Source organism: Deltaproteobacteria bacterium GWC2_55_46, from assembly GCA_001595385.3.
Classification (GTDB): Bacteria; Desulfobacterota; GWC2-55-46; order GWC2-55-46; family GWC2-55-46; genus UBA5799.
The window spans coordinates 1694516-1718804 of sequence record LVEI03000001.1 but is presented as its reverse complement, the minus strand read 5'-3'; the positions used below and the strand labels follow the sequence as shown (position 1 = coordinate 1718804).

Sequence of the window (24289 nt, the reverse complement as noted above, 5' to 3'; positions counted from 1 at the left end):
AGCAGATTCCCGCGGAAGCTGGGAATCTTCAAAAATGAGGAATGAGGCGTACTTTTCTGGCAGGCTGTTGAAAAACAGCCTGCTAAAGCAATCCATGGACGGATTGCCAGATTGCGAGACTTGAAAAGCCGTGCAATTTGTAGAATTTGAACTGATTCACTCAGGCCAAATCGTAGTTGAAAAAGTCCTGGATGGACTTTTTCAACATCCTGCTGGTACGCCGCTTTTACCGTTTTGAAGACGACGCCGCAGATTGGCCTTTTCAGCAGCCTGACACACGTCAGAACTCGCGAGCGATCCCAAGCCCAATAAAGACATTGCCAGGGCTGTCCTCAAACCCCACGTTGCCTCGCAGATCAAGGCCATCACCATCATACGAGACGTCAAAGCCCAGCCATCTCTTATCATCGGGCGTTGAATGTACTCCCGACCTTTCGATATCAGCCTCGACACCTAAGGTAGCCCTCGGCATATGATATTGAAGTCTGAGAAATAGGTCCCTTGAGTCTCCCCCCATGTGATGTCCTATGACGCGCCCCTCATGGGTGTAGCCTGAGGTGTAGACCCCGTGCGTATACCAATAAGGGCCGTATCTCGCGCTCCTGGCGGTATTGGCCCATTCGACCCGAAGGTCGACTCCGCTCTGACGGAATGGCTCGTCCATATACATCCCGTATATATTGGCCCTGCCTGAGGGTGTCTTGGTATTGCCGGAAGAGTCCTCCGCGCCCCATTCGGTATAAAGCTTCACGCCCGCAAAAGGGATGTACCTATTTCTGTTGACGTAGACGTAAGAGAGGTCGAGGGCGATTATCTGGTTCCCGTTTATGGGCGAATCGGCGTGCTCGGCGCCGTCTGAGGCGATAAAGACCTTTGCCCAGTCGGAGGGGGTTAAGGCTTTTCTGCCCTCTCCGCCAAACATGATCACCCTCGAAAGCCCCGCCTGAAGATATGGCGCAGGCTTGAGATCGACCCTCATGCCGAGGAGGTTGGCGTGCGGGTAATCCCTTTCTTCCTCAAGGCGGGCGAGGAAGATGGCGGGGCGCAGCACTCCGAGATACTTGAAGGCCCACGGGAGGATGAAATGCCTTTGCGATGAGACCTTGACCATGTCAAACGGCTTTGCGTTATTTGTCATTATAAGCCCACCATGGCGGCCCGGCCCCCACCAGATCGAGTCTCTGCCTATAAGAAGCTCCAGATTCCCGATGTTGATGACCGCATAGCCATGCAGAAGCTCGATTTCTGACCTTTCTTCATCCAGACGGTATTCGGGGTTGAGGTATAGCGACGCGGTATCGTAAAGGCCGCCCCTCAGTACGGCCCCGCCCCTTAGGCCAGCCCCATCTTCAGGGACGTACCCATTATCGTTGATGGAGGCGAAACTCGCCCTGCCATCTCTGTATGATGTTTTGAGATAGAAGCCGCCGCCCAGGTTGTCACCACCACGGCTCATCTCAAATGAAAGCTCACGCCTTAAACTCTCTACTATGCTGAGCGGGCCTGCCTCCCGCGCGCCATCTTTGATAAGCTTCTCCGCTTCCCGAGCAAGCCTTGCCACCTCGCCTCTCGAAATCGGCTTTGTCGTTAAGATACCCCCGCCCAGGAGACCCTTTACCTCAAGCCTTTCAAGGCCGTCGTATATAGGGCTCCCTACAGGCACGTTCGTGGATGTAGCGGAGCCGCTTTCTGAGGCAAGCGCCAGGAATATTACCAGCAGAAAAAGAGACGTCCGCGCCATCACGCGCTCAGGACCTTTGCGCATAGGCCTCTTTAACGCCACGGCGCCTGAACCTCACTATCTTCCTGTAGAGATATACGTATGTCGCGGAGAAGATTATGAAGGTCGGGATGAGGGCGAAATTCAGGTTGTGAGCGGGGATCGCGACCGCGTTAAAGAAGATGACTATGCCCCACAGGTAGACCGATGTCATGGGGTTGTTCTTGGTCACGCGCTTGTAGACCAGCATGTGAAAATGGACCCTGTCAGGCTCGAAAGGCGACCCTCCCCTTTTGAACTTCTTCCTGTATATGGAGAAGATGGTCTCGAATACAGGATAGGATATGACTACGAGCGGGAACCATGGAGAGACGTAATTCGACGCGTGAGCGCCAAGATAGGCTGGGAACTCCGCCGGGGCGTTCCTGTTTACCAGCATGATGGATATTATGGCCAGCATGAAGCCCGTAAAGTAGGCCCCGCCGTCGCCGAGAAAGATCCTGCCCTTCGGGAAGTTCCAGACGAAAAACCCGAGCAGCGAGGCCATGAGCGTTAAAGAGAGCGCGAGCACCAGCTGGTCGCCGCAGATGACGGAGACGGACGCGAAAGAGATGAGAGCTATCAACGCGACCCCTGAGGCCAGGCCGTTGAAACCGTCGATTATATTTATGGCGTTTGTGACCCCTGCTATGGCCAGCACCGTAACAGGCACCGCTATCCAGTGCGGGAGCCTGAAGATCTCGAAGTTACTGAGACTCACCTGGAGCAAAATCATGGCAAGCACCCCGCCCCCGCCTATCATCGCGAGCCTCAGCCTCGGATTGATGCTCATGCCGAAGTCCTCGCAGATGCCGGCGAGGAAAGCCGGAATGGAGGCGAGGACTATAAATGGCAAGACCGAGCCGATCTCCCCGCCTCTCGCTAACGCCAGCGCAAGCCCTGTGGCGGCGAAGGCGGCAAAGACCCCGAGCCCCCCCGACCTCGGGGTGGGCTCTGAATGGAACCTCTGCGGCTTGGGTGTCTGCTCACAGTCGTTGAAGAGGCAACGGAGCGAGCTGTGTTTTATGAAACAGAACTGGACCAGAAACGATATCAGGAACGCTCCGATAAAAACTGATATGACCATCGTGGCGTAACCGCCTTTGCTTCGGGTTACTCACAGTTGACGGTCGCGCTGAACGCTTTGCTTCTAACAAGGGTAGAGTTTTCAGTAACCTTCTCGCTTATGACCCCGTACCAGGCGCACGGGATCTCTTTTCAGGGAGCGGTCCCTTTCCCGCTTCGCGGAGCACCGGGGCCTTTTATGACCCGCTTGTCGCTACTTATGAGCGCCAGGAGGAGCTTTGCGCTCAGCCGCATGCGGATCGCGGCGTATACGAAGGCGTTTGTCACGGGCGGGCGCCTCGGCGAGTAATGCTTCTTGTACATGAGCCACATGCCCTGGTGCTGCTCCTTGAGGCCGCGTATGTTGTTCTGGTTTACGCTTATGCCCCCGTAATGTATTATCCTCGCCTCCGGGAGGTAGTAGATATTGAAGCCCGCATCCTTTATCCTCTTGTTATAATCAAGGTCGACGTTGTACATGAAAAAAGCCTCGTCGAGAAAGCCTACCCTTTCAAGCACCTCTCTCCTTATCGCATAGCAGGTCGTCCCTATCGAATCGACCGACAGGACCTTCTCATAGTCCAGGTCGGTCCGATAATACCTGGCGGTTATCCTGCTGCGCGGGAAGAGCTTGTGCCATCCCAGGCTCTGGAATACCGCGGTCTTTATGTCCGGAAGGGTGCGCACGCAGTACTGGATGGAGCCATCCGGATTGAGGAGCTTTGGGCTGGCGGCGCCCGCGTCCCTGTTCCTTTCCATGAACTCGATTACCGTCTCAAGCGCCCCGGGGAGGATCACGGTATCGCTGTTAAGGAGGACCGCGTAGCGCCCGGCGCTCATCCTCAGCCCGAGGTTATTGCCCCTGGAGTAGCCGATGTTCAACCTGCTTTCGTAAAGGACAACTTGCGGGAACTTTTTCCGTATCATGTCCGCAGAGCCGTCCTTTGATCCGTTGTCAACGCATATGACCTCAAAGGAAAGCCCCTTTACGTTGTCGTAGATGGACTTAAGGCACCGTTCCGTATACTCCCTGCTGTTGTAAGACACTATTACTATAGACGCGTCTATCATGTGCAGGCCCGCATTGGTTTGGTATCCGCTGCCTTTTTGCAGGCTTCCCTGACCCTCCCGTAAATGTCGTCGGGCCTTTCCGCCTGCACCCAGTCCATGAAGCAGCTCATCCCGCGGTCAAATGAATAAGCGGGGGAGAAGCCGAGCACATTTTTTATCTTTGAGATATCCATCCACAGGTGCCTGATGTCCCCTACCCTGTATCTGCCGCTTATCTCAGGCCGGGCGTCAGATTTCAGCTCGCGGATGATCTTCTTCGCAAGGGCAAGGACGCTTATCACCTCTCCGCTTCCTACGTTGAAGACCTCGTAATCGGCCTTGTCGCTTTCCATCGCGAGAAGACATGCCTGCACGACATCCTTTACGTATATGAAGTCCCTGCTTTCGTGGCCGTCCTCGAAGACCTCGACCGGCTCCCCGTTCACAACGCGGGAGGCGAATATCGATGATATGCCCACGTAAGGGTTCGACATGGACTGCCTGTCCCCGTAGACGTTCGAGAACCTGAGCACCGCCGCTGGAAGGCCCATGGCCCTGGCGCAGCAGATGGATATCTCCTCCTGCGTGCTCTTCGTGATGGCGTAGATGGAGGCGGGGACAGGGGGTATGCCTTCGTGGACGTGGCGCGGTTCGGTAAAGCCGGAGCAGCCGGGGCATCTTACGCCCCATATCCCGTCTTTCAGGTCGGTCTCGAGCCTCGGGGAGGCCACAAACTCCTTCGAGCACGCTGGGCAAAAACAGATGCCCTCGCCGTATACCGCGCGCGACGAGGCAAGTACGGCCTTGCGGACCGAATGGGAGGTATTGGCCAGGAGGTCCCACAGCCTGGCCGTGGCCTGCACGTTGTTGTTCACATAGCGGTTTATCTGGTAAGCCGACTGTCCTACCGCGGTCAAAGACGCGAGATGAAATAATATTTCAGTCTTCGGAAGCGCTGATTCGAGGACGCCTGGGTCCCTGATATCAGCCTCGATGAAGTTCGCCCCCTTGTTGAGGTACCCGGGTCTGCGGCCTCCGGGGTGGACCTGAGGGTCGAGGTTGTCGATAACGGTGACCTCGTGGCCAAGGGCGACGAGGTCGTCAACGAGGTGAGAGCCGATGAAGCCCGCGCCCCCTGTAACGAGTACACGCCTGGTCTTTGCGCCTTTTTGTTTCATCGATTATCGATTTTTGTCCATGCTGTCGCATATCCCGGCTGTCTCCTTTCTGGGCCTCAGCCCCTGTCAATATGACGAAACGTCACCTCATCCACGCGATGAACTTTTGAAAATCCCCCCAGAGCGCGGCGGGCTCTGTGAGGTACAGGGCGCTTCGCGACCTTGCCCTCTTGAAGATGCGCGAAAAGGAGCGGTTGTAATCTCGGAAGCTCTCCTTTATGAACCGCTCCATCTCCCTGAACTCCTCGTCGGTCATGCTATCTATGCGCCTGTTTTGGTCCTTCATGAAGTAGTACTTCGGGGATATGGAGCAGTAATCGTCAAGGGTGCGCTTCTCGGCCACGAGGCCGGAGGCGACCCCGGTCCTGAAAAGGCCGGTACCGGGAAACGGCTCATAGACGGAAATGGAAGCGAAGTCCGGCCTTATATCGTGAAGGAGCTTCAGCGTATCGATCATCTCAGCCCTGCTCTCTGTCGGAAGGCCCATCATGAAGTAGCCTGTCCAGTGTATGCCGGCCTTTCGCGCTATCTGAGCCGCCCGTTTTATCTGCTCTATCGTCGTGCCCTTTTTCATTACCTCCTTCAATACCCGGTCGCTCCCGGACTCTATCCCCATCTTGATGCCGTTGCACCCGGCGGACTTCATCAGCTTGAGAAGAGCATAATCAACGAGGTTTACCCTTACGTTGCAGTCCCAATTTATCTTGAGGCCCTCGTCCAGGACCGCCCTGCAGAAATGCTTCACCCTATTTCTATCCAGGGTAAAGGTGTCGTCCTTGAAGCTGAACTGGACGGTGCCGTATTGGGCCTTAACCCTGCGTATCTCGCCGAGCACGTTGCCGAGAGACCTGGCCCTTACGCGCCTGTTCCACACCCCGCTCGACGAGCAGAAGGTGCACTCATACGGGCATCCGCGCCCGGTCATGATGAGCCCCATGTCCTCGGGCGTGTACGAGCCTTTATTTATAAGGAGGTCCCTCGCGGGATAAGGAACGCTGTCGAGGTCCTCGATGAACTCTACGGCCGGGTTATGGATGATCCCCCCCTCCCCCCTGTAGCTCAGCCCCTTTATCCTCCTCAGGTCGCCTTTTTTTTCCAGGCACTCTACGAGCCCGGCGAAAGAACGTTCCCCTTCTCCCCGGAGAGCGAAGTCGATCGACGGGCAGATATCGAGCGACTCCTCTGCCTTAACAGACGGGTGCGGCCCCCCTATGACTACCGGTACACCGGGGAAGAGCGCCTTTACTATCCTGGCGGTCCTGAACGCGGAGGCTACCCTGGTCGTATAGGCGTTGATGCCGACCAGGTCCGGCCCCACCGACCGTATCGTGCTGCGCATCTCCTCCCAGACAGGGTCAAGGGGGTCGTTCAGGCGCTTTATGTATACAGGGTAGCTCTCCTCAAGGGCTGAAAAATCCATCTCCTCAGCCCTCTCCACATTTGCGTCCGCGTCGTATATGGACACCTCATGGCCCAGCTCGCGCATAACGGCCGCGAGATAGGCAAGCCCAAGAGGAAAAAAGCGGTTAAAGTACTTTATGAACCTGTAGAATGGCGGGTCTATAAGAAGTATCTTCATCCTTTCACCATCCCCAGTATCCTTTCCCTTGCCAGGGCTAACGTCATCCTAGGCACGTCCTTTACGAACGGGTGGCGGTGGACGTTTTTAAAGAAGACCCAGTACCGCAGGCGCTGGAACTTCCTGTAGACCTTGAGGATCTCTTCCCTCGACATGGTCTCTGACACGATTATCGCCTTCCTGTAATGTTTTGAGAAATGGACCGCGTCCAGGCTCGCCCAGTCCTCAAAGTCCTTTTGGATAAGCCCCTTCCCGGCAGCCTCTGCCCAGACAGGGGTGCCTGGAAGCGGGGTCATCACGTACACGTTGAAGTTCCTTAAAGGCACGGACCTGATGAAATCATATGTGGCCATCATCTCTTCTCTTGTCTCGTCGGGGGAGCCTATGATGAAGGCGGCGTTCGGCGTTATGCCGTTCCTGGCGAGCAGCTCGACTGCGCTCCTGTTGGCCTCGACCGAGATGTTGCCGCCTTTCAGGTATTTGAGCACGCGCTGGTGGCCGGACTCAAGCCCCAGAGCCACGGATACGACGTTGAGGTCCTTAAGGAGCCTTGCCATATCGTCATCGACAAGGTTCGCCCTCGCGGAGCAGGAAAAGCTCACCTTGCCAAGGAGCCCTTCGGCGTCAAGTATGTCTCTCAGCTCTTTTACCCGCTTCCTGTTGACTATAAATAAGTCGTCGTAGAAGCTTATGATCTTGGCGCCGTAGTCGTAGTAAAGCTCCTTTATCTCCTCTGCCACGTAGCTGGCGGAGGCGAACCTGGTCTTTGTCCAGTACCTGCTCGAGGCGCAAAATACGCAGCGGTACGGGCAGCCGCGGGAGGTGAACATTGAAAGGTGACTTCCCCTTACATTTAAAAGCTCCCTTGCCGGGCGCGGTATCTCGTCGAGGTCATCTATAAGGGGCCTTCGCTCCGTAAACTTGAGCCTTCCGTCCTCCCAATAGATTATCCCCTTTATCGAGGCGCAGCTTTCAGGGTCGAACCTTCCTGTCCTGTCATAGAGCTCGATTACTTCTGCGAAGGTCTCCTCGCCCTCATGCAGCGCGCCTATATCCATCTCTTTCGTAAACGAATCCGGCAGGAGCGAGATGTGTATGCCCCCTATGACGACGGGTATGCCCTTTCCTTTGCAGAACGCGGCGTACCTTTTTACGATGCCGTAATTAGATGAAAAACAGCTTATGCCAACGATATCCGGCCTGAACTCTTCAACCGCCTCCTCTATATCGCGATTTATCACCTTGAACTCGTGTGTATCAGCGCCGAGCTTTTTTCTCGCGTAGCTCACAAGGTAGCCGAGCCCAAGCTGCGGATATCTCGTCTCAGATTCCATATGCGGGTTTATCGCGCTTATGAGGAGTATTCTCATCTTACGCCCCTTGCCTTCTACGCGGGATAACAGCGTCCATCTGCTCTCTGACCGCTGCCCAGACATCTTCCGTCGTTATCGCCTTCATGCAGTTGAAATCGGCCATCTTGCATGCCGTCTGGGCGCACGGGCTGCACGGGAAGAGCCTCTGCTTCGTGACCACTATGTGCCCGCTCCCGTACGGCCCGACCGCCTGAGCGAGGGCCGGACCGAAAAGGGCCACCACCCTTGTCCCCATCGCGGCGGCCATGTGCATGGGGCCTGAATCGACACCGATGAAAAGACAGCTCCTATCAAGCAGTGCCAGGAACTGCCTCAGTGAAGTCTTCCCGGCTACCACGGCGGCCTTGTTTTTCATGAGCCCCGCTATCTGCCCTGCCAGATGAACGTCTGCCGGCGCGCCCGATATGACGATGCTTGCCCCGTACTCCTCTATCAGCCTGTCCGCCACCTCTGCATACCTTCGCGCCTCCCACCACCTGCCCTCCCATTTGGCGCCGGGATGGATCACTACGACCGGTGCCCCGGCGGGATATACCCCGTTACGAGCCAGCAATTCGTGGATATAGCCCCTGTCGGCTTCCGTAGTCTTAAGCTTGTGCTCCGAAGCTATTTCACATGCCGGTGCCAGGTACTTCATCGCCGCGAGGCACATCTTTGTAGGGTGATGGTCGCTGTCACACGGGACAACGTCTGTAAGGAGATAGCCGCACCCCGTGATGTCGAAGCCGACCCGGTATTCAGCCTTCGTGAGATACATCAGTATGTTGTTCCGGAAATCCCCCCTGAAGTCCACTGCAAGGTCGAACCTTTCCTTTCTCAATCTTCTGATGACCTTCAAAACGCTCTCTTTTCTCTCGATCCTCCCCTTCACCATCCACGGCGCGTCGAAGCAGATTATCTCGTCCAGCCCTTCGAGCGCCTCTGCGATGCCCCTTGACCAGCTCGCCGTAAGGAGCGTTATCCTGGCGTTCGGGAAGACCTTCCTTACCGAAGAGAAGACCGGCGCTGACATCGCCATGTCCCCGAGCCCGTCTATCCTGATGAGAAGCACCTTTTTCATCTCGCCGAAACGCCTCCCGCCGGTTACCCTCAACCCACGTGATAATCTGTGTATATCGAAGGCCGGCCTGAGCGCGTAATGAAGCATAAGGGCGAGCGCCCTCTTCTTCCTGTCCACTATCCTGTGCGGAGATGGTCTTAGCACCGTTTATATCCAGCCTTTCCATCTGTAAAAGAGCATGCCCGCGTACTCCCTCATCACGGTCTTTGACATCCCAAGCCTCTCCAGCGGGTCCCTGACAAATGGCTCATAGGCTATCGCCGGGGCGGGGTATACCTTTATACCAAGGCGCCTGAATGTAAGGAGCGCCCTTTTCATATGGGTAGCCGAGGTAACGAGGATGGCGTCATCCATGCCGTTCTCTTCCATTATCCTTCCGCTCTCAACCGCGTTCTCGTATGTCCTTAAAGATACGGCGTCTATCATCTGCGCCTTGAGCGGGACTCCCATGATGGTGGCGGCCTCTGACATCTTCTCTGAGATCGTGATGTCGAGCCTGTTTCGCCCAGGCATGTTGCCGCCGCTAAGGATTATCTTTTCGGCAAGGCCTTTTTTGTAGAGCTCCACGCCGTGGATGACCCTCGTGAGGGTGGACCGGTCAAGGGCGCCGTTATTGTACGCGCCTCCGGCGAGTATTATTATCGCGTCCGCCCTTTTGACCTCCGGGTCGACAAGCAGCCCCTCGGCCAGCACCGTAACTATCGGCGAGAACATGAGTACCGCTTGGCCGATTAGAACGGCGGCTGAGACGATAGCGTAGGCGTATAAAAGCCGTTTCGATATCTTCGTCGTTATCTTACGCATATGCCTCCTCATAGATGCCCGTCAGGTAGAGCATTATCGGGATGTCCATGTAGATGAAGTTGTTCTGGCCGAGAAAAGAGCTCAAGAGCATCGAGCAGAGGTAGAGGCTGCTTATCACCCTGCAGTCGTTCACATATCCTCCGCTTCTCAAGAAAAGCATCCGTTTCGCCTTTGATATCGCGTAGAAAAAGATCATCAGATACCACGCAAGCCCCAGCAGCCCGTAGCGGAAAAAGAAGAGCGCGGGCGATATATGGATATTGTGCGTGCCCTTCGGTGTCATGTTGACCTCCAGATCCCAGAATACGTACTCCCTGTAGAGGGCGCCGTGGCCGTTGCCGAAGAGGACATTGAATATCGGGTTGTTCATCTGCTCAGTTACGGCGGCGCTCGCTTCGCTAAAGCGTGAAGTGGTCGATATCATCTCCTCCTCGTTCATCTCGTATGCCCCAAAGAGCCTTTCGACCGTCTTGAAAGACGATGCCGCCGACAGGTTTACGACAGCCAGCAGGAGCAGCAGAGCCGCCGCGAGGGTTACCCTGTTGAGCGATAAAACGTTCTCCCTCGCGATGAAGATCACAACCATGGTCATAAGGAGGCTCAGGAAAAAGCCGAGCCTCATCCCGGACATCGCGGAAAGAACGAGGAAGATACTTAACACCGCGAGCGCGCTGACCTTAAGCCTGTAAAAGGCGAACCAGGCGGAGGTTATTACCAGCAGGTTGTCAAACGGGATGAACCTCCCGACTTCGGCGTAATATTTCGTGAAGCTAAAGTAGAACTTCGCGACCGATATGACGGCGATCGATAGAAAGTAGCCCCAGAATATCCTGTCCGTCTGCCTCTCTATCCTTTTTAATGAGAAGACCATCCCCACTACGATGAACTGCGCTATGACGTAAAAATCACCGAAAAAATAGACCGGGTATGTGTCCCCGAGCTTATAGAGCCCTATCACACTGCCGAAGAAGAGGATGGCCATCGGTATCCTTATGCCAAGCCACCTGGACGCCTTCGGCAGCTTTTTAAGCTCCACCTGCCCGGCCTCTGCAGCCAGGATAAAGAGCAGGATAAAGCCGGGTATGGTGACGGCGTACTTCGGGACTATGCTGAAATAATTCTCTACGGCAAAGGCCGCGGAAAACAGGAGCATCGAGGCCGCCATTATCTGCCAGTAGCTTACGATCATTATCGGTTAGGTCCTTTGTCCAAGAAGCGCCCTCCGGCCCTTTTTTACTATGTTCTTGAAGCGTCTCGCGCCCGGAAGCCTCTCCGTAAGGAGCTGCTTCATCATGAGATAGGCCTTCGTGGGCCTGTAGGCAAGGGCGTTGTAATTAACCGCCTCGCAGAGCCTGCACGGCTCAGGCGGGGCCATTGTGTTTACGCTATTTCTGATCTGCTTGTATCGCTCCGAATTCCACAGGGGCATGATGTCGTTGTCATCGGTAGAGAGCTGCCCCAGGTCAAAGGCCTCGCCAAGGCAGCAGGTCACTATCTTGCCGTCAGAGAGGAGGCCGAAGACCTCGAAAGGCAACGTGCAGGCCTTTCTCCTGAATTGATTCCTTGCTCTTTTCTCAAGCGGTATCGGCGGCGGCACGGCTATCTTTACTCCGAGGCCTTCCGCGTACTCTTTTAACTCGGAGTAGAACTCGTTGTGCTCTTGCTCATGGTAGAGAAATGACATGGCCCGCTCGCCGATCCTGTTCGGGATGAGGTCCCGGAGTATCATTAGGTCAACCCCGGCCTCTTTTGAATAATCGGCGAGCCTGAAGTAATCATCCCTGAACTCCCTTATGGCGCAGATATTAAGGCAGACTATGGCCCTGTCATCCGTGCCTGCGGAGCTCCGGGCCTCAAGGAGCGCCTCGATATTGCCCCTGAACCTCTCCCAGCCCACCCCGCGGACCTTCTTGTAGTTGGGGCCAATGCCCTCGACCGAGAGCATGACCCTCGCGGCTGATGAGGCGAGCGCTCCGGCGTTATCTTTTCTTATGAGCGTCCCGTTAGTTACAAGGTCGAGGCCCACGCCGTACTCTTGCACCTTCGAGAGGAAGTAGCCGAAGTGAGGCGAGAGCATCTGCTCCCCGAAATCTATCCCGCCGAGCTGCATACATGTTATCTTCGGGAAAAAGGTCCTGACCACATGGTCTACCATCTCCCTTGTCATGGCGCTATCTCCCATATCAGCGCATCTGCTCCTCATGCAGTGGGCGCACCTCAGGTTGCACCTCGATGTAAGGCTCATTATCATCTTCTTCGGGAAGTAACATGGCTCGTAATCGCTCAGCCGTGTCTCCTTCTCGGCCACAAGGATGCTCTTTCGCCCGAAAAAAAGGGCGCTGTCATCCTGAAGGTAAAGCGACATCACTCACCTCCTGCGTCAATGCAGGTCGTGCTTGTAATAGCAGGTGCCGCACGGGTTGAAACCGAAGTCCCCGCCAAGCACGGCCTTTCTCATGCCGACCGCCTTTTCGCTGTTCCAGATATCGAGAAAGTTCACTCCTGTCCGGTAATTGCCCATCACCGTGTCGAGGCACTCCCTCTTGGCGTATTCCACCCGGTTCTCCCTGCCCACATGGTAGTAGAACTCCCGGGTTGTCCTGAAAAACGGGCACGCGCATACATCCCCGTTATAGAAGATACAGGCCCCGTGCCAGAGAGAGTTGCACAGGCACCCTTTAGAGGGGGCGATACTCGGCAGCCTCACGCTTATCCCGAGCCTTCTGGCCTTCTCTTTGAGCTTCCGGTAGAGATCTTCCTTTTCTTTTTCTTCAACGAGAAAGAAGGGTTTGTCCTTTTCCGCCTCTATATGGGTGATGAAGGATGTGAACATGATGTACTCGGCCCCGAGCGATTTCGCGAAGTCCAGATAATCGAGCGCGTCGTTATAATTATCTGACCTGAATATGTAGTTGAGCCCTATCTGGAACCTTTTGGCGTTCAGCCTTCGCTTGGTATGCGCAAACTCCCTTACGACCTCGACCGCCTTTTCGAATTTCGCGTTCTTCTTTATGCCCTCGTACTTCTCCTTTACGTGGCTGTCTATCGATATCATCACCCGGTTCACGCCCTCTCGTATCGTTTTGTCGCAATCAGCCGGTTCGATGAGCATGCCGTTCGATATGTAGCCGGTCATCACCTTGTGGCGCTTGAAGAACCTGTGTATATCCCAGAACTCCTTGTTCATGAAAGGCTCTCCGAGGCCGCCCACAAAATAGGTGCTGTACACATACGGCAGGACCTTCTCGAGGCCTTTGAAGTCTTCCAGCTTTACGTTCTCCCTGGGTATGCCCCCTGTCCTGGGGTCTGACTTGTAAAGCTCCCTTTCGCATCCCGGGCACTTGAGGTTGCATTTGGTACTCACCTCCACCATCAATGTGATCGGATAATATGGCAGCCTCTCCATCCTCTTGTTCTTGCATAGGACGTACTTCAGGACGTTATAGAACCTTTTTGGATAGACCAGGTGCCTCAAATCTATGTCCGCTGGGGCGTCAAAGCCGAAATGGTTCCTGATTTTTTTGAATATCCTGTTCATACCCGTCCTTTTTGGGCCATCGATTTAAAAGTCCATTCTGCAAATAATCAGGCCCGGTCTCCCTGTTTAACTTTTCTCGAATATCGCTGCCCCGCATGATCCTCGCATATAGCGGTCGTGGCCTGTGTAAAAGAGGAGCACCTTCCCCTCAGCCGCGAATATGTGAGGCGAGCAGGCCATCTTTTCACTGAACGAGCCTTTCCCGCCGTTTTTGATTATCGGGTTCCCTTCAAACTTCTCCCATCCCTTGAGGTCTGAGGATACGGCAAGCCCTATACTGTAAGTGTTATTCGCGTCCTCGCCCTCGTAGAAGCCGCAGTATCCGTCATCCACCTTTAGTACGCTTACTATGAGCGCGTTCTTCTCATCCCACTCTCCCTTTCCGCCTGTCTTGAGCACAGGTGAAGGGCGCCTTTCCCAACTCACCAGGTCGTCAGATACGGCGAGCCCGGTTGATGTAGCGGACCCGTCAGAGCCTCCGTAGAACATATAGTACCGCCCTTCCAGCTCATGTACCTGAGGCGAAAAAAGTCCTTCGGCGTCGAATGAGCCTGCCTCGCCCTTATCAAATGCGATACGCTTCGCGCCTGTATCCCATTCAAGGAGCCGGTCCGTCGAAAAGCTCACGAAGTACCTCTTGTCAGCGTGCTGGACAGAGAGCGCCCTCGCCTCTTTCCCCTTTAGAGACCTCCGGAGCCTTCCGATGCCCATGCGAAGCTTCAGCGGCAGGAGGTGTTTTATCTTTGCCCCGGCGCTCTTGCTCTTCTTCTTCTCCTCGCAGAAGAGGTGGAACCTGCCATCCTTTCTTACAAGGCATGGGGAATCATAGCTAACGCAACTCTCCTCGTCCTCAGAGCTTATGAGCGGGTCTGCCCCAGGCTTCTCCCATGAGAGAAGATCGTCCGACCCGGCATAGCCTATCCCCCAGGTATCCGAGCGGGCAGAGAGGCCCACATAGAACATGCCGAACTTTTTCCCGGCTCCGCCAGCGAAGATGCCGGGGGTTATGGCCGAGAGGCCGTCCCATCCTTCGGGAGCCCCACTCCTCACTACCGGCTCATCTATCGGGGTCCAGCGTCCTGCCATCATATCAGCCACTTTCATGCTACTTCGCCTTATTGAAAAGGAGCTTGTATCGCCGGTATATCTTCTTTGCGAAGCCCACAAGCCTTGGGTATCTTTCAGAGTAGACCGCGGCCTTGTTGAGATATATGAGGTTAAAGAACCGGTATGGGAAGTATGGTGAGCAGATGGCCGTATCCGCAACAGAGGCAAGCCTTCCCCCGGCCCAACCCAACCTGTAGAGGGACTTATAGAGCCTCGTAAGGGTCCTGAAGTAATTGAAGCCGAAGACCAACTCTTCTTCGGTGGCGGTCTTGAGCCTTATGGTCGGACGCTCTACCTGGCTCTTCTTGAGCCCTGTGATCTCGAGCCCCCGTTCATCGCATATCGAGAGTATCTTCGAACCTGGGAAGGGGAACAGATATGAGTTCACGCTGGTCGTCGGCCTGCATATCGCGTTGAGCTTTACCGTTTCGAGTACTGTCGAGACGGTCTCGCCGGGCGCGCCGATTATATTGAACGAGCCTGTCTGTATCCCGTTTTTCTCGAGCAGGTGAAAGGCCTTTATCATCTTCTCCTTCGATACGTGCCTGTCAAAAAGACTGTTCCGTATGTAGTCGTTCCCGCTCTCTATGCCCATATCAACGCAGAAACAACCGGCCTCTTTATAAAGGGCGACCGTCTCCTCGTTGATATTGTTTACCCTGTCGTTGGTCGAAAAGGGAAGCGCCACCCTTTTCTTGTACTCCCTCACAAGCTCCCTGAACCAATCCTTGTCCTGGGCGAGCGTGTCGTCCCCGAACCTTATCTTTGAGATGTTCGGATATTTCTCCCTCAGGCTCTCTATCTCCCTTATGACGTTCTCAACGCCTCTGAACCTCAGGTACTTCTTTTTGTTGGGGTAGAGCTCCCTTAGCTGGTGGTTGCAGCAGTAGCTGCAGTTGAAGAGGCACCCTCTCGAGCACATGACGAAGGCCGATTTCAGATAGACGTACTCATCGAGCTTGTCATACCTGAAAAGCTCGAAGTCCGGGAACGGCAGCTTGTCGAGGTCTGTCACAAGCGGGTGGACCTGGTTCCTGTAGACCTTCTCCCCCTGCCTGACCCAGAAGTTATGAACGGATGTTATATCTCCGCCGCTTTCAAAGGCCCTGGCGTACTCGACTATCGCCTCGTCGCCCTCGCCCTTGCAGATGGCGTCTATGCCAGGTGTTTCGATAGACTCATCAGGGGCTATCGTCGGGTGTATGCCGCCGTAGATGGTGTGTATCTTGAGCCCCCTTGTAAGCCCCGCAAACCTCCTTACAGCCGGATACTGGGTAGTGATCGACGAATAGGCCAGCATATCCGGCTTATGCGCCCTCACCCTGTCGAGGAAAACCTGAGGAGCGATCGACTCGTCAGATATGTGCAGCAGTCCTACGTCAAAGCCGTTCGCCTTGAGACAGGCCGAGAGCTGGGCAACACCCCTGTGAAACCTGTTCCTTCCCGTGAAACCGTCGTCCGGATAGATGAATAGGACCTTCAAATCATCCTCCAACCTGCCATCTTAGGGCGCATACCTTGCAGTAATCGAAACCGCTCTGCCCGGGGACCCCTCTTTTTATCTCCGCGAAGCCTTCTATCCCTTTGACCGGGCAGCCGCCATCAACGCGTCTGTAGAATCTATGCGCCTTGATTATCTCTTTCCTGATCTGTTTTATCTTCCTGTTGTTCCAGACCGCCATCAGAGGGTGGGTTATCACGTTGCCGACAACATAGTTGCCGGGGTTGATCCTGAAAGGCACGCCGGCGGTAAACTCCTCTTCTGCGTTCGAGACCATGCAGCATGGGACCACATCTCCGTTGACCATTATCTGGGGGATGGAAAAGGCGCTCTCGCATAGCCCGTTTGAGGGCTGGAAGCTCCAGTTATCCGACCCGCCGCCCCTGCCGAAGCTAAGCCCGGACCCCTCTCTATGCCGCTTCACCACCTTTGCCATGCTCCGTAAGGCACCGGCGTCGTTATAAAGGCTCTGCTCCGCCCATATCTCGCTGCTGAAGGGGATCATCATCTGGAGGATGATGAGGTCGGCCTTCAATCCCTTCGCCGTATCGAGGAACCTGTCCATGCCGCCCACGTTGTCCTTCATGAGGACCATCGCGAGAAAGAGGGATGTGTTCGGGTTCCTGTCTTTAAAGAATCTCAGGTTCTCGATGATCTTCGCGATGCTGCCACCGCGGATGGTAGAATAGGTCTCCTCGTCAATCGAATCGAGGGAGACGTGGAGCCGCCACAGGTTGTATTTCGCCAGCCTCTCCGTCCGTTCCCTCGTCAATCGCTCGCCGTTTGTGGCAATCGATATCTGGTAGCCCCTGTCAGAGGCATGGTCGAGCATCTCGTAGAACCCGGGGTGGCAAAAGGCGTCCCCCATCTGCCCCATGAAAAAGATGTGCCTGATGCTCCGCGGCAGGTGGGAGAGGACTTGCCTGAACTCTTCGACGCTCATCATCCTGTTTTTCCGCCCCTTGTCCACGAAGTTCCTGTTACACATGACGCAGTTGTAGTTGCATACGGTCGTTATCTCTATCTGGCACGACACAGGCGGAAGCGCCCTGGTGATGCCGAGGGCGTAATGGAGGCCGAGGACGCTCTTCTTCACCTTCTGGAAGAGCGCCCTTTCCGCGTTCAACACCTTTCTTTTCAATCTTCTCATCGCACCTGCCTGCTATTATTTGCCGAGCGTTAGCGGCCGCCCCGGGAATATCATCTTGAGGTCAGCCAGGCTCATTACCTTTAGAAGGACGCAAGCCGCGAAGTAGACGGCAGGGAAGATAAGGATGAACGCAAACGGGATATTCCCGTCAAAGGCCCAATAAAGGAAGGTTATCAAAAGACCTCCTGATACCATCACCTTGAGCGCGTGCCGCCATTCATAATTGCCGGACCTGTGGAAGCTCGCCATAAAGACTATGAAGCCGACGAAGTAGGAGATGGACAGCGCGGCGGCTACACCCATGAGGCCGAAGTACCTGAACATGCCAGCGGTCAGCGCAAGAGTAAGCGCGAGCTGGAATAGATATATCTTCATCAGGAGCCTGTCCTTGCCGAGGATAAAAAGCCCCTGCGCAAAGCCCATCATGTAATACCCGAAAAAGATGATGACGCTCAGGACCTTGACTACCGGGGCCACCCTGAGATACTCAGCCCCCCAGAAGGCCCGGATAAAGGGTTCGCTGTAGGCCAGGAGATAGAAGACCGCGACGATTGCCGCAAAGCCAAGGAGCCTGGTCACGAAACCGACCTTGCCGTTGAATTCGCTCTCTGATTCGCGCCATACGGTATTGAGGTGCGGCAGCGTGACCCGGTATATAACGCTGCCGCCGAGTATCAGCATGGTGCAGATCTGGAGAGCGACCGCGTAATAGCCAAGGTCAGGGGAGTTCGAGAAGCTCAATACAAGAATGCCAGCCGAGTTTATAAGGTAGCCGAAGATGTTGACGAGGTTTATATACCCTGTCTCCATGAATATCGAACTTGCCTCCTTCAGGCTGAACCGGTACGTGAAGCCCCCGACGAGTTTCCTCATCACGATGTGCATCGCCACGGCCATAAGGGCGAGCGATGCGAAAAAGGCCGCGGGCAGGTAGTATGAATATGTCTCGGACAGCCTCGGGGCCAGCAGGACCAGGGCCATGAAAGACGTCCAGCTGCCCACCTGTGAGAGCGCGGAGTAGAACATGAGCTGCCGCCCGTTAAAGAACCATTCGCTTATAAAAGTAGCCGGGATAAGGCAGAGAGTAAAACCGATAGTTATCCAGCGCACCGCTCTCTCCTCGTAGAGGAAGAATATCGCTGCCGTCAGCGTAACGCAGACGACGATAGAGAAGAGCGCCCGGAGCATATTGATGTCGCTCAAAACGCTCCTTATACCGGCGTCGTCCCTGAGGCTTGAAATAAGGCGTATGCCGTGCATGTCGAGTGAATTGAGCGAGATAGTCCGTCCCATGAGATAAAAGGTCACAGCGAGGCTAAAATAACCGTAATCGAGCGGGCCAAGCTTTTTTGCGAGATATACGAAGAGCACGAAGATTATCGCCTTGGATGCCGCCTCCCCCGCGGAAGTATATGCGAGATTCCTCCTTATCACTCAGATGCCTTCCGCTATCCCGTATTTTTTCACGCGCTCTTTCGTATTGAACCCCCTGCACCCGGCGCAAAGGACCGGGACCGGCGCTTTAGGGTCGGTGATCGTCTTCCTGAAGGCCTTGTACCTCTTCGAGTTCCAGATGCTCTTGAAGTCCTGCTCGAATACGTTCCCGAAGGCGTTCTCCCGGAGAAATTTGCGCTGGTCGCTCATCATGACCGAGCAGCACGGCATGACGTAGCCGCCCATCATTATGTATGGCTCCATCCAGTAGTAGCATTTGTCGGGCGGCGGGTTGAAGTCGTCTATACAATGCTCAAACCTGAAGAAGACCCCGTCGTTGACCCTCTTCCTGACCTCTTCCACTATCTCCTCGGGGAACTGGTCGACATACCATTCCTTTACGCCATCGAAGTAAAGCAGCCCCGTGAAGTTGATCATGCCTACATCGATGTCGTCCCTTGTGGCTATCGAGTTTATGAGGTCTATGAACGCCGGCACCTCATGCAGGTTGTCCTTTATTATCACGTACCTGATATTGAGGTCGGGCTTGTAGCGCCCAAGCTCCCTCTTCCTCTTTATTATGTATTTGAGGTTGTCGATGACCTTGTCGAACGAGCAGCCGACCTTTATCTTCTCGTAGGTCTGCTTTGTAGCCCCGTCTATCGAGATATATATGCCGTCAACGAGGTCGATGAGCTCGTCGAGCTCTTCTTTGCCAAGGTCGCTCAGATGGTCGACGAGGTATAAGGATGTGTCGTACTTCTCGCGAAGGTGCCTGAGCATTTTGAAGTAGTCCCTGTTGAGAAAGGCGGAACCCTCGCCAGTAAGGTTTACCCACCTGACGTTCGGCAGCTGGCCGGTCATATCCCTGAACTGGTCGAACTTGAGGTGAGATATCTCCTGGCTGCCTTTTTCCCAATGCGTGTGCTCGCAGAAAACGCACTTCTTGTCGCATACGGTAGTTACCTCTATCTCTATATACCGGGGGACCGGGGCAAGCTGAGGGAACCGGGTGATGAGCTTACTCAAGCCCAGCTTGTACGCAAGCGACATCGATCCTTCGCCGCCGGGGACAAAATATATCGTATTCAGCAAATTCAAGGCCCTTCTGAACTTTCCCAGACGCAGAAGCTGCAGGACGTGCTTGTGGTTATTGATGACCCGGATGAGCTTGTTCTTGTAGAGATAGCCTGTCCCCATGATCATCTTGTTCACGGTGTTTACGTCGTATTTCATCGATCTCTCCCCATTGCGGAATCTATTGGTCCTTGTACGCCTTTATCGTCTTCCAGCCCCTTTTGAGCGCCCTGAACAGGTACTCGTTCTTCATCCTTGAGGTTATAGCTCCAGTGTTGCATGCCTCCACGCAGCAGAGGCAATGCACGCATTCGTCTCTTTTATAATCAAAGTTGCCATTTTCTATTGTGACGATCCCCTTCGGGCAGATGCTCTCGCACCGGGTGCACGAGGTACACAGGCTTGAGTCTTTCTGCACCGGATATTTGTGGAATTTATGATGCACCCATAGATTTATCCTGAACGGCCTTTCATCCGGCAAAAGCGGCAGGTCGAAATCGGCCTCTGGAGCGCCGTAATCGGAGGCTGCCTCGCTTAGATCGATACCCATGACCTCTGAGGCGAGCCTTATGTGCCCGATAGCGGCGGGGTCGGCGCCCATTATGCGGGCCGCCGCGGCATCCGCGAGTACGGCATTCGTGCTGGCTACGACACAGTCCATCTCTATCGGTTTTCCGATAATGGGGCCTGATCTTCCCGAAAGCGCGATCAGTCCGTCAATTATCGATATCACCTTTTTCTCCTTTTCGAAGTACGAATAGATATCTACTATCCCCTTGTTGACGCCGTTCATGTGCGCGTATCTCCTGCCGCCTTGCGAAAGAAGGCCGAAGAAGTTCTTGAGCCCTAAACTGACCCCCGTGAGCTCGTGCGTCTTCATCTTGCTCATGTCGATTATGAGGTCGCTTTCAAAGGCTCTCCTCGGCACTAGCAGCTTCTCGAAGAGAAGGGAGTATGGCGGCCTGACCTCGACCCATTCGCCTTTTTCGAGGTTTTCGACCCTGCACCCAGCGGCCTCAAGCCCGTAAACGCCAAGGTCTTTAAAGACATCCTCTGTGTTGACGAGGGCCGCCTCGCCCACCACTATCTCCGCCTTCGACTCTTCATTTAAGAGCTCGACCAGGCTCTTTATCAGTTCGAGGTCTACGGTAACGCCTTCCGCAGAGCTCTTTGAGGTCACAAGGTTCGGCTTTATGAGTACCTTGCGTGCCTGCCGAAAATAAACCTTGAGCCCAAGCCCGTTGACGATCGAGAGCATAAGCTCCCTGTAGGTCCGTTCACCTTTTCTCTGTACGCTAACCAGCCTTTTCATGCCTGGCCAGCAGCGAACGGTATAGCTCTTTCATCTTCCTCGACGATGAGTCGTCCCTTACGAACCCTGTCCTGCCTTTGTGCCTGCCGCCCATCTCCCTTGCCAGCCTTCTGTCAGACAATAGCAGCGCGAGCTTTTCCGCAAAGGCCGCCGGGCTCCTGTAATCGTCCACGAGAAAGCCGTTTTCTCCGTCCGATACGAATTCATCGGTCGCCCCTATGCGGCTCGCTATGACGGGCTTGCCCATGGCAAGGGCCTCTATCAATATCACCGGGCCGAACTCCTTTGGCCACTGGTGGGGCGCTACGGTCACATCGCATTTCGATATTATTGAAAGCGCTTCGCTATTTTCCTTCTTGCCCAGGAAGACGACCTTCCCATTGATGCCCGCCTCAGCTACCTCGCGCTTTAGTCCTTTTATGAATCCCTCCTTGCCCGTGCCGATGAGATAGAGCCTCGCCTCCGGCAGCTCTTTTTGAGCCTTTATGAAGGCCCTCACGAGCACATCGACCCCGTTTTCCTCGGTGAGCCAGCCGACGAAAACGGCTGAAGGGTTGGTTATCTCCTCTTTCGTCTCCTCCGGGGCCGCAAGGCGGTAGTGGTAGATGAGCCTTACCTTCTCTTCAGGGATGCCATAACGGACGAGCCTCTCCTTTGAAGATTCGGAGAGGACCACGTAAGCCGGGAGCTTCCTGAGAATATAGTCGAAGCCCTTTGCCCTCAACGCCAGCAGGCTTCGCGTAAAAACGGCGGGAACCGCGCTTACCATCTTTTTAAGAAACCCTTCGCCGAGGAGCGTGAGGCAGTTGTGGCAGTCCTTGCCATGGTAGCTCTCGCAGCTTCTTCCGTCGGGCCTTCTTATGAAGGTCGTGGGGCAGAAGATAAAGTAGTCTGGCACCGTGAATACTACCGGGATGCCAAGCCGCCAGGAGGCTACGACAGCCGGGAGGAATAGGTACTTCGCGTTTATATGCACTATGTCCGGCCTCTTCATCTTTAACACCCTGTAGACGCCCCGTATCGCGCCTATATCAACGGGGAAGTTCCTTGAGATCGCACCGAACCTTTTGAGCGGTGTCTTCACTTCAAGGACCTCTATCCCGCCTTTCGCGGGTTTTTTATCAAACGGGGCCGTCACGCAGAAGGCCATGCAGCCGTTGCCGTCAAGCATCTCCGCCAGTGTCTCGGCGATTATCTCTGCGCCGCTCCACAAACGGTGATAGCCGGGCAGGGAATCAGATATAACAGCCACTTTCATTGAAAAAACTCTCCGCCAGCGTGACGTCTTCAGGCGTGTTTATGTTCGTGTACCTGTCGCAGATAGTAAAAGACCTCACGAGCTTGCCGTCATCTATGGCGCACTGGATAAGGTCCGGGAGCTCCTTCTCCTTGCGCTCGTGGTGCGCCGGGGTAAATTCTATATACGAGAGTATCTCGTTCCTGAATACGCAATCGCCGGTGCCCATCAGGTCGTTAAGCGGGTTCCTCGGCTTCTCGATGAGCCTGTATACCTTATTCTTCTCATCGTGCAGTATGCTGTAGGTCCTCTTTATAAAGCTCCTGTCCTCTACCTTCAAAACGCCGCAGAGGGCTATGGCGCTATCTCCCCTGAACTCCGAGATAAGCTTCTGGTGCCTGGGGTTTACAAGCACCTCGTCGCCAAGCAGGAGTATGAAGTCGTCACCGTCGAGCATCGCCGCCGAGCATTCGAGCGCGTGAACAAGGCCCTTCTGCTCCTGCTGGACCACGTATTTTATCCGCACGCCCTTGTAATTGTTCCCATAGGTGTTGATTATCTCTTCCGCGCGGAAGCCGACCACCACTATCATCTCTTTCACTTCCGTGTTGGCTACACTTCCAAAACTGTACTCGATGACAGGCCTCCGGTTCACGGGTATCATGCACTTGTTCCTGTTCCCCAGCATGTCACCGAGACGCCGGCCTCTGCCTGCCGCAAGAACTATCGCCTTCATGAGCGCTCTCCTTTTCCTTATTGAAGATATGCGCTTCGCTCCTTATCCAGTCGATGAGCCTTTGAACGCCCTCTTCCGGCAGCACCTTCGGCGACCAGCCAAGCTCTCGTTCGGCTTTGCCGGTGTCGCAGACGAAGTACTTAAGGTCGCCGTGCCTTTCCGCGTGGAATTCCACCTCCGGCCTGAAGCCGTTTATCTCTGAGATCAGGTCGACGCACTCCAAAAGAGATATCGCCGTCTTCGCCCCGCCTCCTATGTTGTAGACGCCGGGCTTTCGCCTCTTGTAGAAGGCGTCGAAGGCCTCGCAGACATCTGTGGCGTAGACGATGTCCCTCACCTGCTTGCCGGTCCCGAAGATCGATATCGCCCGGCCCAGCACGCTCCTGATGGAGAAGTTGGCGACCCATCCGTGGTCCTCTCCCCCGAACTGCCGGGTGCCGTAGATGCCGGTAAGCCTGAAGCTCGCGGCCTTAAGCCCGTATGTGTCCGCGTATGCCCTTACATAGCTGTCACCGGCGGCCTTTGAGGCGTGAAGCGGCGTTAGAGTCCCTTCAAGGGTCTTTAGCTCCTCGTCTATGCTCTCCGGCTCCCTGAGATATCTCTTTACCCCCTCTTTCAGCGTGTTGTTTATCCTGTTGCCGTAGACGTGGACCGTCGCGCAGCATGCCGCGGGGACCTTCAGCCTCCGCGCCGCCTCCAGGACGTTAAAGGTGCCCATGACATTGGTCGTGATGTCCAGCAGAGGCTCTTCAGAGCTTATGGTCATGGCCGGCTGGGCCGCCGTATGGACGATATAGCCGCAGCCCTGGCTGTGGTCAAGCAGCTCTTCAAGGTCTCTAACGTCTGCCCTTACCATCTTTACACCCAGCGACCTGAGATACTGCCGGTTATAGTCCCTTGCCTCGTCCGCGGCAAAGCCGGTCCTCGCAAGCTCGTGCTTTGTCATATTGTCGTAAGATATGACTTGAGCGCCCTTTTGGGCGTAGAACTCGCATACGTGAGAGCCGAGGAAACCGCAGCCGCCAGTTACCAGTACCTTCATGAGTCCTCCGTTATCGCAAATAGTCAGATTAAGCTTTCCCTTGGTGAAAAATGAAAGCGCCACAAGCAGGGCATGAGTTTTTCGCCTGAGCGGCGCAAACCGCGTTTAAAATAGCCGTTCCATGCTCTTGCCTGGCTGTATCGACTGAACCACTACCGCCTGGAAAGCGGCAGGTTCGAAAAATAGTCGGCTGAAAGCCCGACTGAAATCTCCCCCTTTTCTAAAGGGGGATAGAGGGAGATTAATCGCTTCCATTTGATATCGCGCTTTCAGCCTGGCATGGGACG

Annotated in this window: 20 protein-coding genes; all 20 read right to left on the bottom strand. The window is 54.9% G+C overall.

From position 1 onward, the window contains the following. Positions 1–280: 280 nt before the first annotated feature. On the bottom strand, positions 281–1765 hold the full coding sequence (locus A2V21_308080; protein ID OIJ74224.1) for a hypothetical protein: 1485 nt from the start codon (positions 1763–1765) through the stop codon (positions 281–283). Beyond that, positions 1749–2846: a hypothetical protein gene (locus A2V21_308075; protein OIJ74223.1), complete on the bottom strand. Its 1098-nt coding sequence runs from the start codon at positions 2844–2846 to the stop codon at positions 1749–1751. Before A2V21_308075 ends, A2V21_308080 begins: the two co-directional genes overlap by 17 nt. Before the next feature lie 131 nt (positions 2847–2977). Continuing rightward, complete coding sequence (locus A2V21_308070) at positions 2978–3892, bottom strand: hypothetical protein (protein OIJ75110.1); 915 nt, start codon at positions 3890–3892, stop codon at positions 2978–2980. Continuing rightward, entirely contained in the window at positions 3892–5052 is a 1161-nt protein-coding gene (locus tag A2V21_308065; protein ID OIJ74222.1) for a hypothetical protein, read from the bottom strand. Before A2V21_308065 ends, A2V21_308070 begins: the two co-directional genes overlap by 1 nt. 82 nt (positions 5053–5134) lie before the next feature. Then, positions 5135–6631 carry a hypothetical protein gene (locus A2V21_308060; GenBank protein OIJ74221.1) on the bottom strand — a complete coding sequence of 499 codons (1497 nt, stop codon included), beginning with the start codon at positions 6629–6631 and terminating at the stop codon, positions 5135–5137. Continuing rightward, positions 6628–8001, bottom strand: a complete 1374-nt coding sequence (locus A2V21_308055; GenBank protein OIJ74220.1) for a hypothetical protein — start codon at positions 7999–8001, stop codon at positions 6628–6630. The genes A2V21_308060 and A2V21_308055 overlap by 4 nt, the downstream gene beginning before the upstream one ends. A gap of 1 nt (position 8002) precedes the next feature. Next, positions 8003–9181, bottom strand: a complete 1179-nt coding sequence (locus A2V21_308050) for a hypothetical protein (protein ID OIJ74219.1) — start codon at positions 9179–9181, stop codon at positions 8003–8005. Between the two features lie 30 nt (positions 9182–9211). Next, positions 9212–9868: a hypothetical protein gene (locus A2V21_308045; GenBank protein OIJ74218.1), complete on the bottom strand. Its 657-nt coding sequence runs from the start codon at positions 9866–9868 to the stop codon at positions 9212–9214. After that, on the bottom strand, positions 9861–11057 hold the full coding sequence (locus A2V21_308040; protein ID OIJ74217.1) for a hypothetical protein: 1197 nt from the start codon (positions 11055–11057) through the stop codon (positions 9861–9863). Before A2V21_308040 ends, A2V21_308045 begins: the two co-directional genes overlap by 8 nt. Before the next feature lie 6 nt (positions 11058–11063). Next, on the bottom strand, positions 11064–12233 hold the full coding sequence (locus tag A2V21_308035; GenBank protein OIJ74216.1) for a hypothetical protein: 1170 nt from the start codon (positions 12231–12233) through the stop codon (positions 11064–11066). Between the two features lie 15 nt (positions 12234–12248). Next, positions 12249–13406: a hypothetical protein gene (locus A2V21_308030; GenBank protein ID OIJ74215.1), complete on the bottom strand. Its 1158-nt coding sequence runs from the start codon at positions 13404–13406 to the stop codon at positions 12249–12251. Between the two features lie 66 nt (positions 13407–13472). Next, the gene (locus tag A2V21_308025; GenBank protein ID OIJ74214.1) at positions 13473–14510 is read right to left on the bottom strand and encodes a hypothetical protein; all 1038 of its coding nucleotides are present in this window, start codon (positions 14508–14510) and stop codon (positions 13473–13475) included. 1 nt (position 14511) lies between these two features. Beyond that, positions 14512–15996 (bottom strand): hypothetical protein, encoded by a 1485-nt coding sequence (locus tag A2V21_308020; GenBank protein OIJ74213.1) that lies wholly within the window; start codon positions 15994–15996, stop codon positions 14512–14514. Position 15997: 1 nt separating this feature from the next. Beyond that, entirely contained in the window at positions 15998–17164 is a 1167-nt protein-coding gene (locus A2V21_308015) for a hypothetical protein (protein ID OIJ74212.1), read from the bottom strand. 15 nt (positions 17165–17179) lie between these two features. After that, positions 17180–18598, bottom strand: a complete 1419-nt coding sequence (locus tag A2V21_308010; GenBank protein OIJ74211.1) for a hypothetical protein — start codon at positions 18596–18598, stop codon at positions 17180–17182. Continuing rightward, the gene (locus A2V21_308005; GenBank protein OIJ74210.1) at positions 18599–19834 is read right to left on the bottom strand and encodes a hypothetical protein; all 1236 of its coding nucleotides are present in this window, start codon (positions 19832–19834) and stop codon (positions 18599–18601) included. 22 nt (positions 19835–19856) lie between these two features. Then, positions 19857–20987 (bottom strand): hypothetical protein, encoded by a 1131-nt coding sequence (locus A2V21_308000; protein ID OIJ74209.1) that lies wholly within the window; start codon positions 20985–20987, stop codon positions 19857–19859. Next, on the bottom strand, positions 20971–22245 hold the full coding sequence (locus A2V21_307995; protein OIJ74208.1) for a hypothetical protein: 1275 nt from the start codon (positions 22243–22245) through the stop codon (positions 20971–20973). Before A2V21_307995 ends, A2V21_308000 begins: the two co-directional genes overlap by 17 nt. Continuing rightward, positions 22223–22960 carry a nucleotidyl transferase gene (locus A2V21_307990; GenBank protein ID OIJ74207.1) on the bottom strand — a complete coding sequence of 246 codons (738 nt, stop codon included), beginning with the start codon at positions 22958–22960 and terminating at the stop codon, positions 22223–22225. The genes A2V21_307995 and A2V21_307990 overlap by 23 nt, the downstream gene beginning before the upstream one ends. Beyond that, positions 22914–24002 (bottom strand): nucleoside-diphosphate sugar epimerase, encoded by a 1089-nt coding sequence (locus A2V21_307985; GenBank protein OIJ74206.1) that lies wholly within the window; start codon positions 24000–24002, stop codon positions 22914–22916. Before A2V21_307985 ends, A2V21_307990 begins: the two co-directional genes overlap by 47 nt. Positions 24003–24289 lie beyond the last annotated feature (287 nt).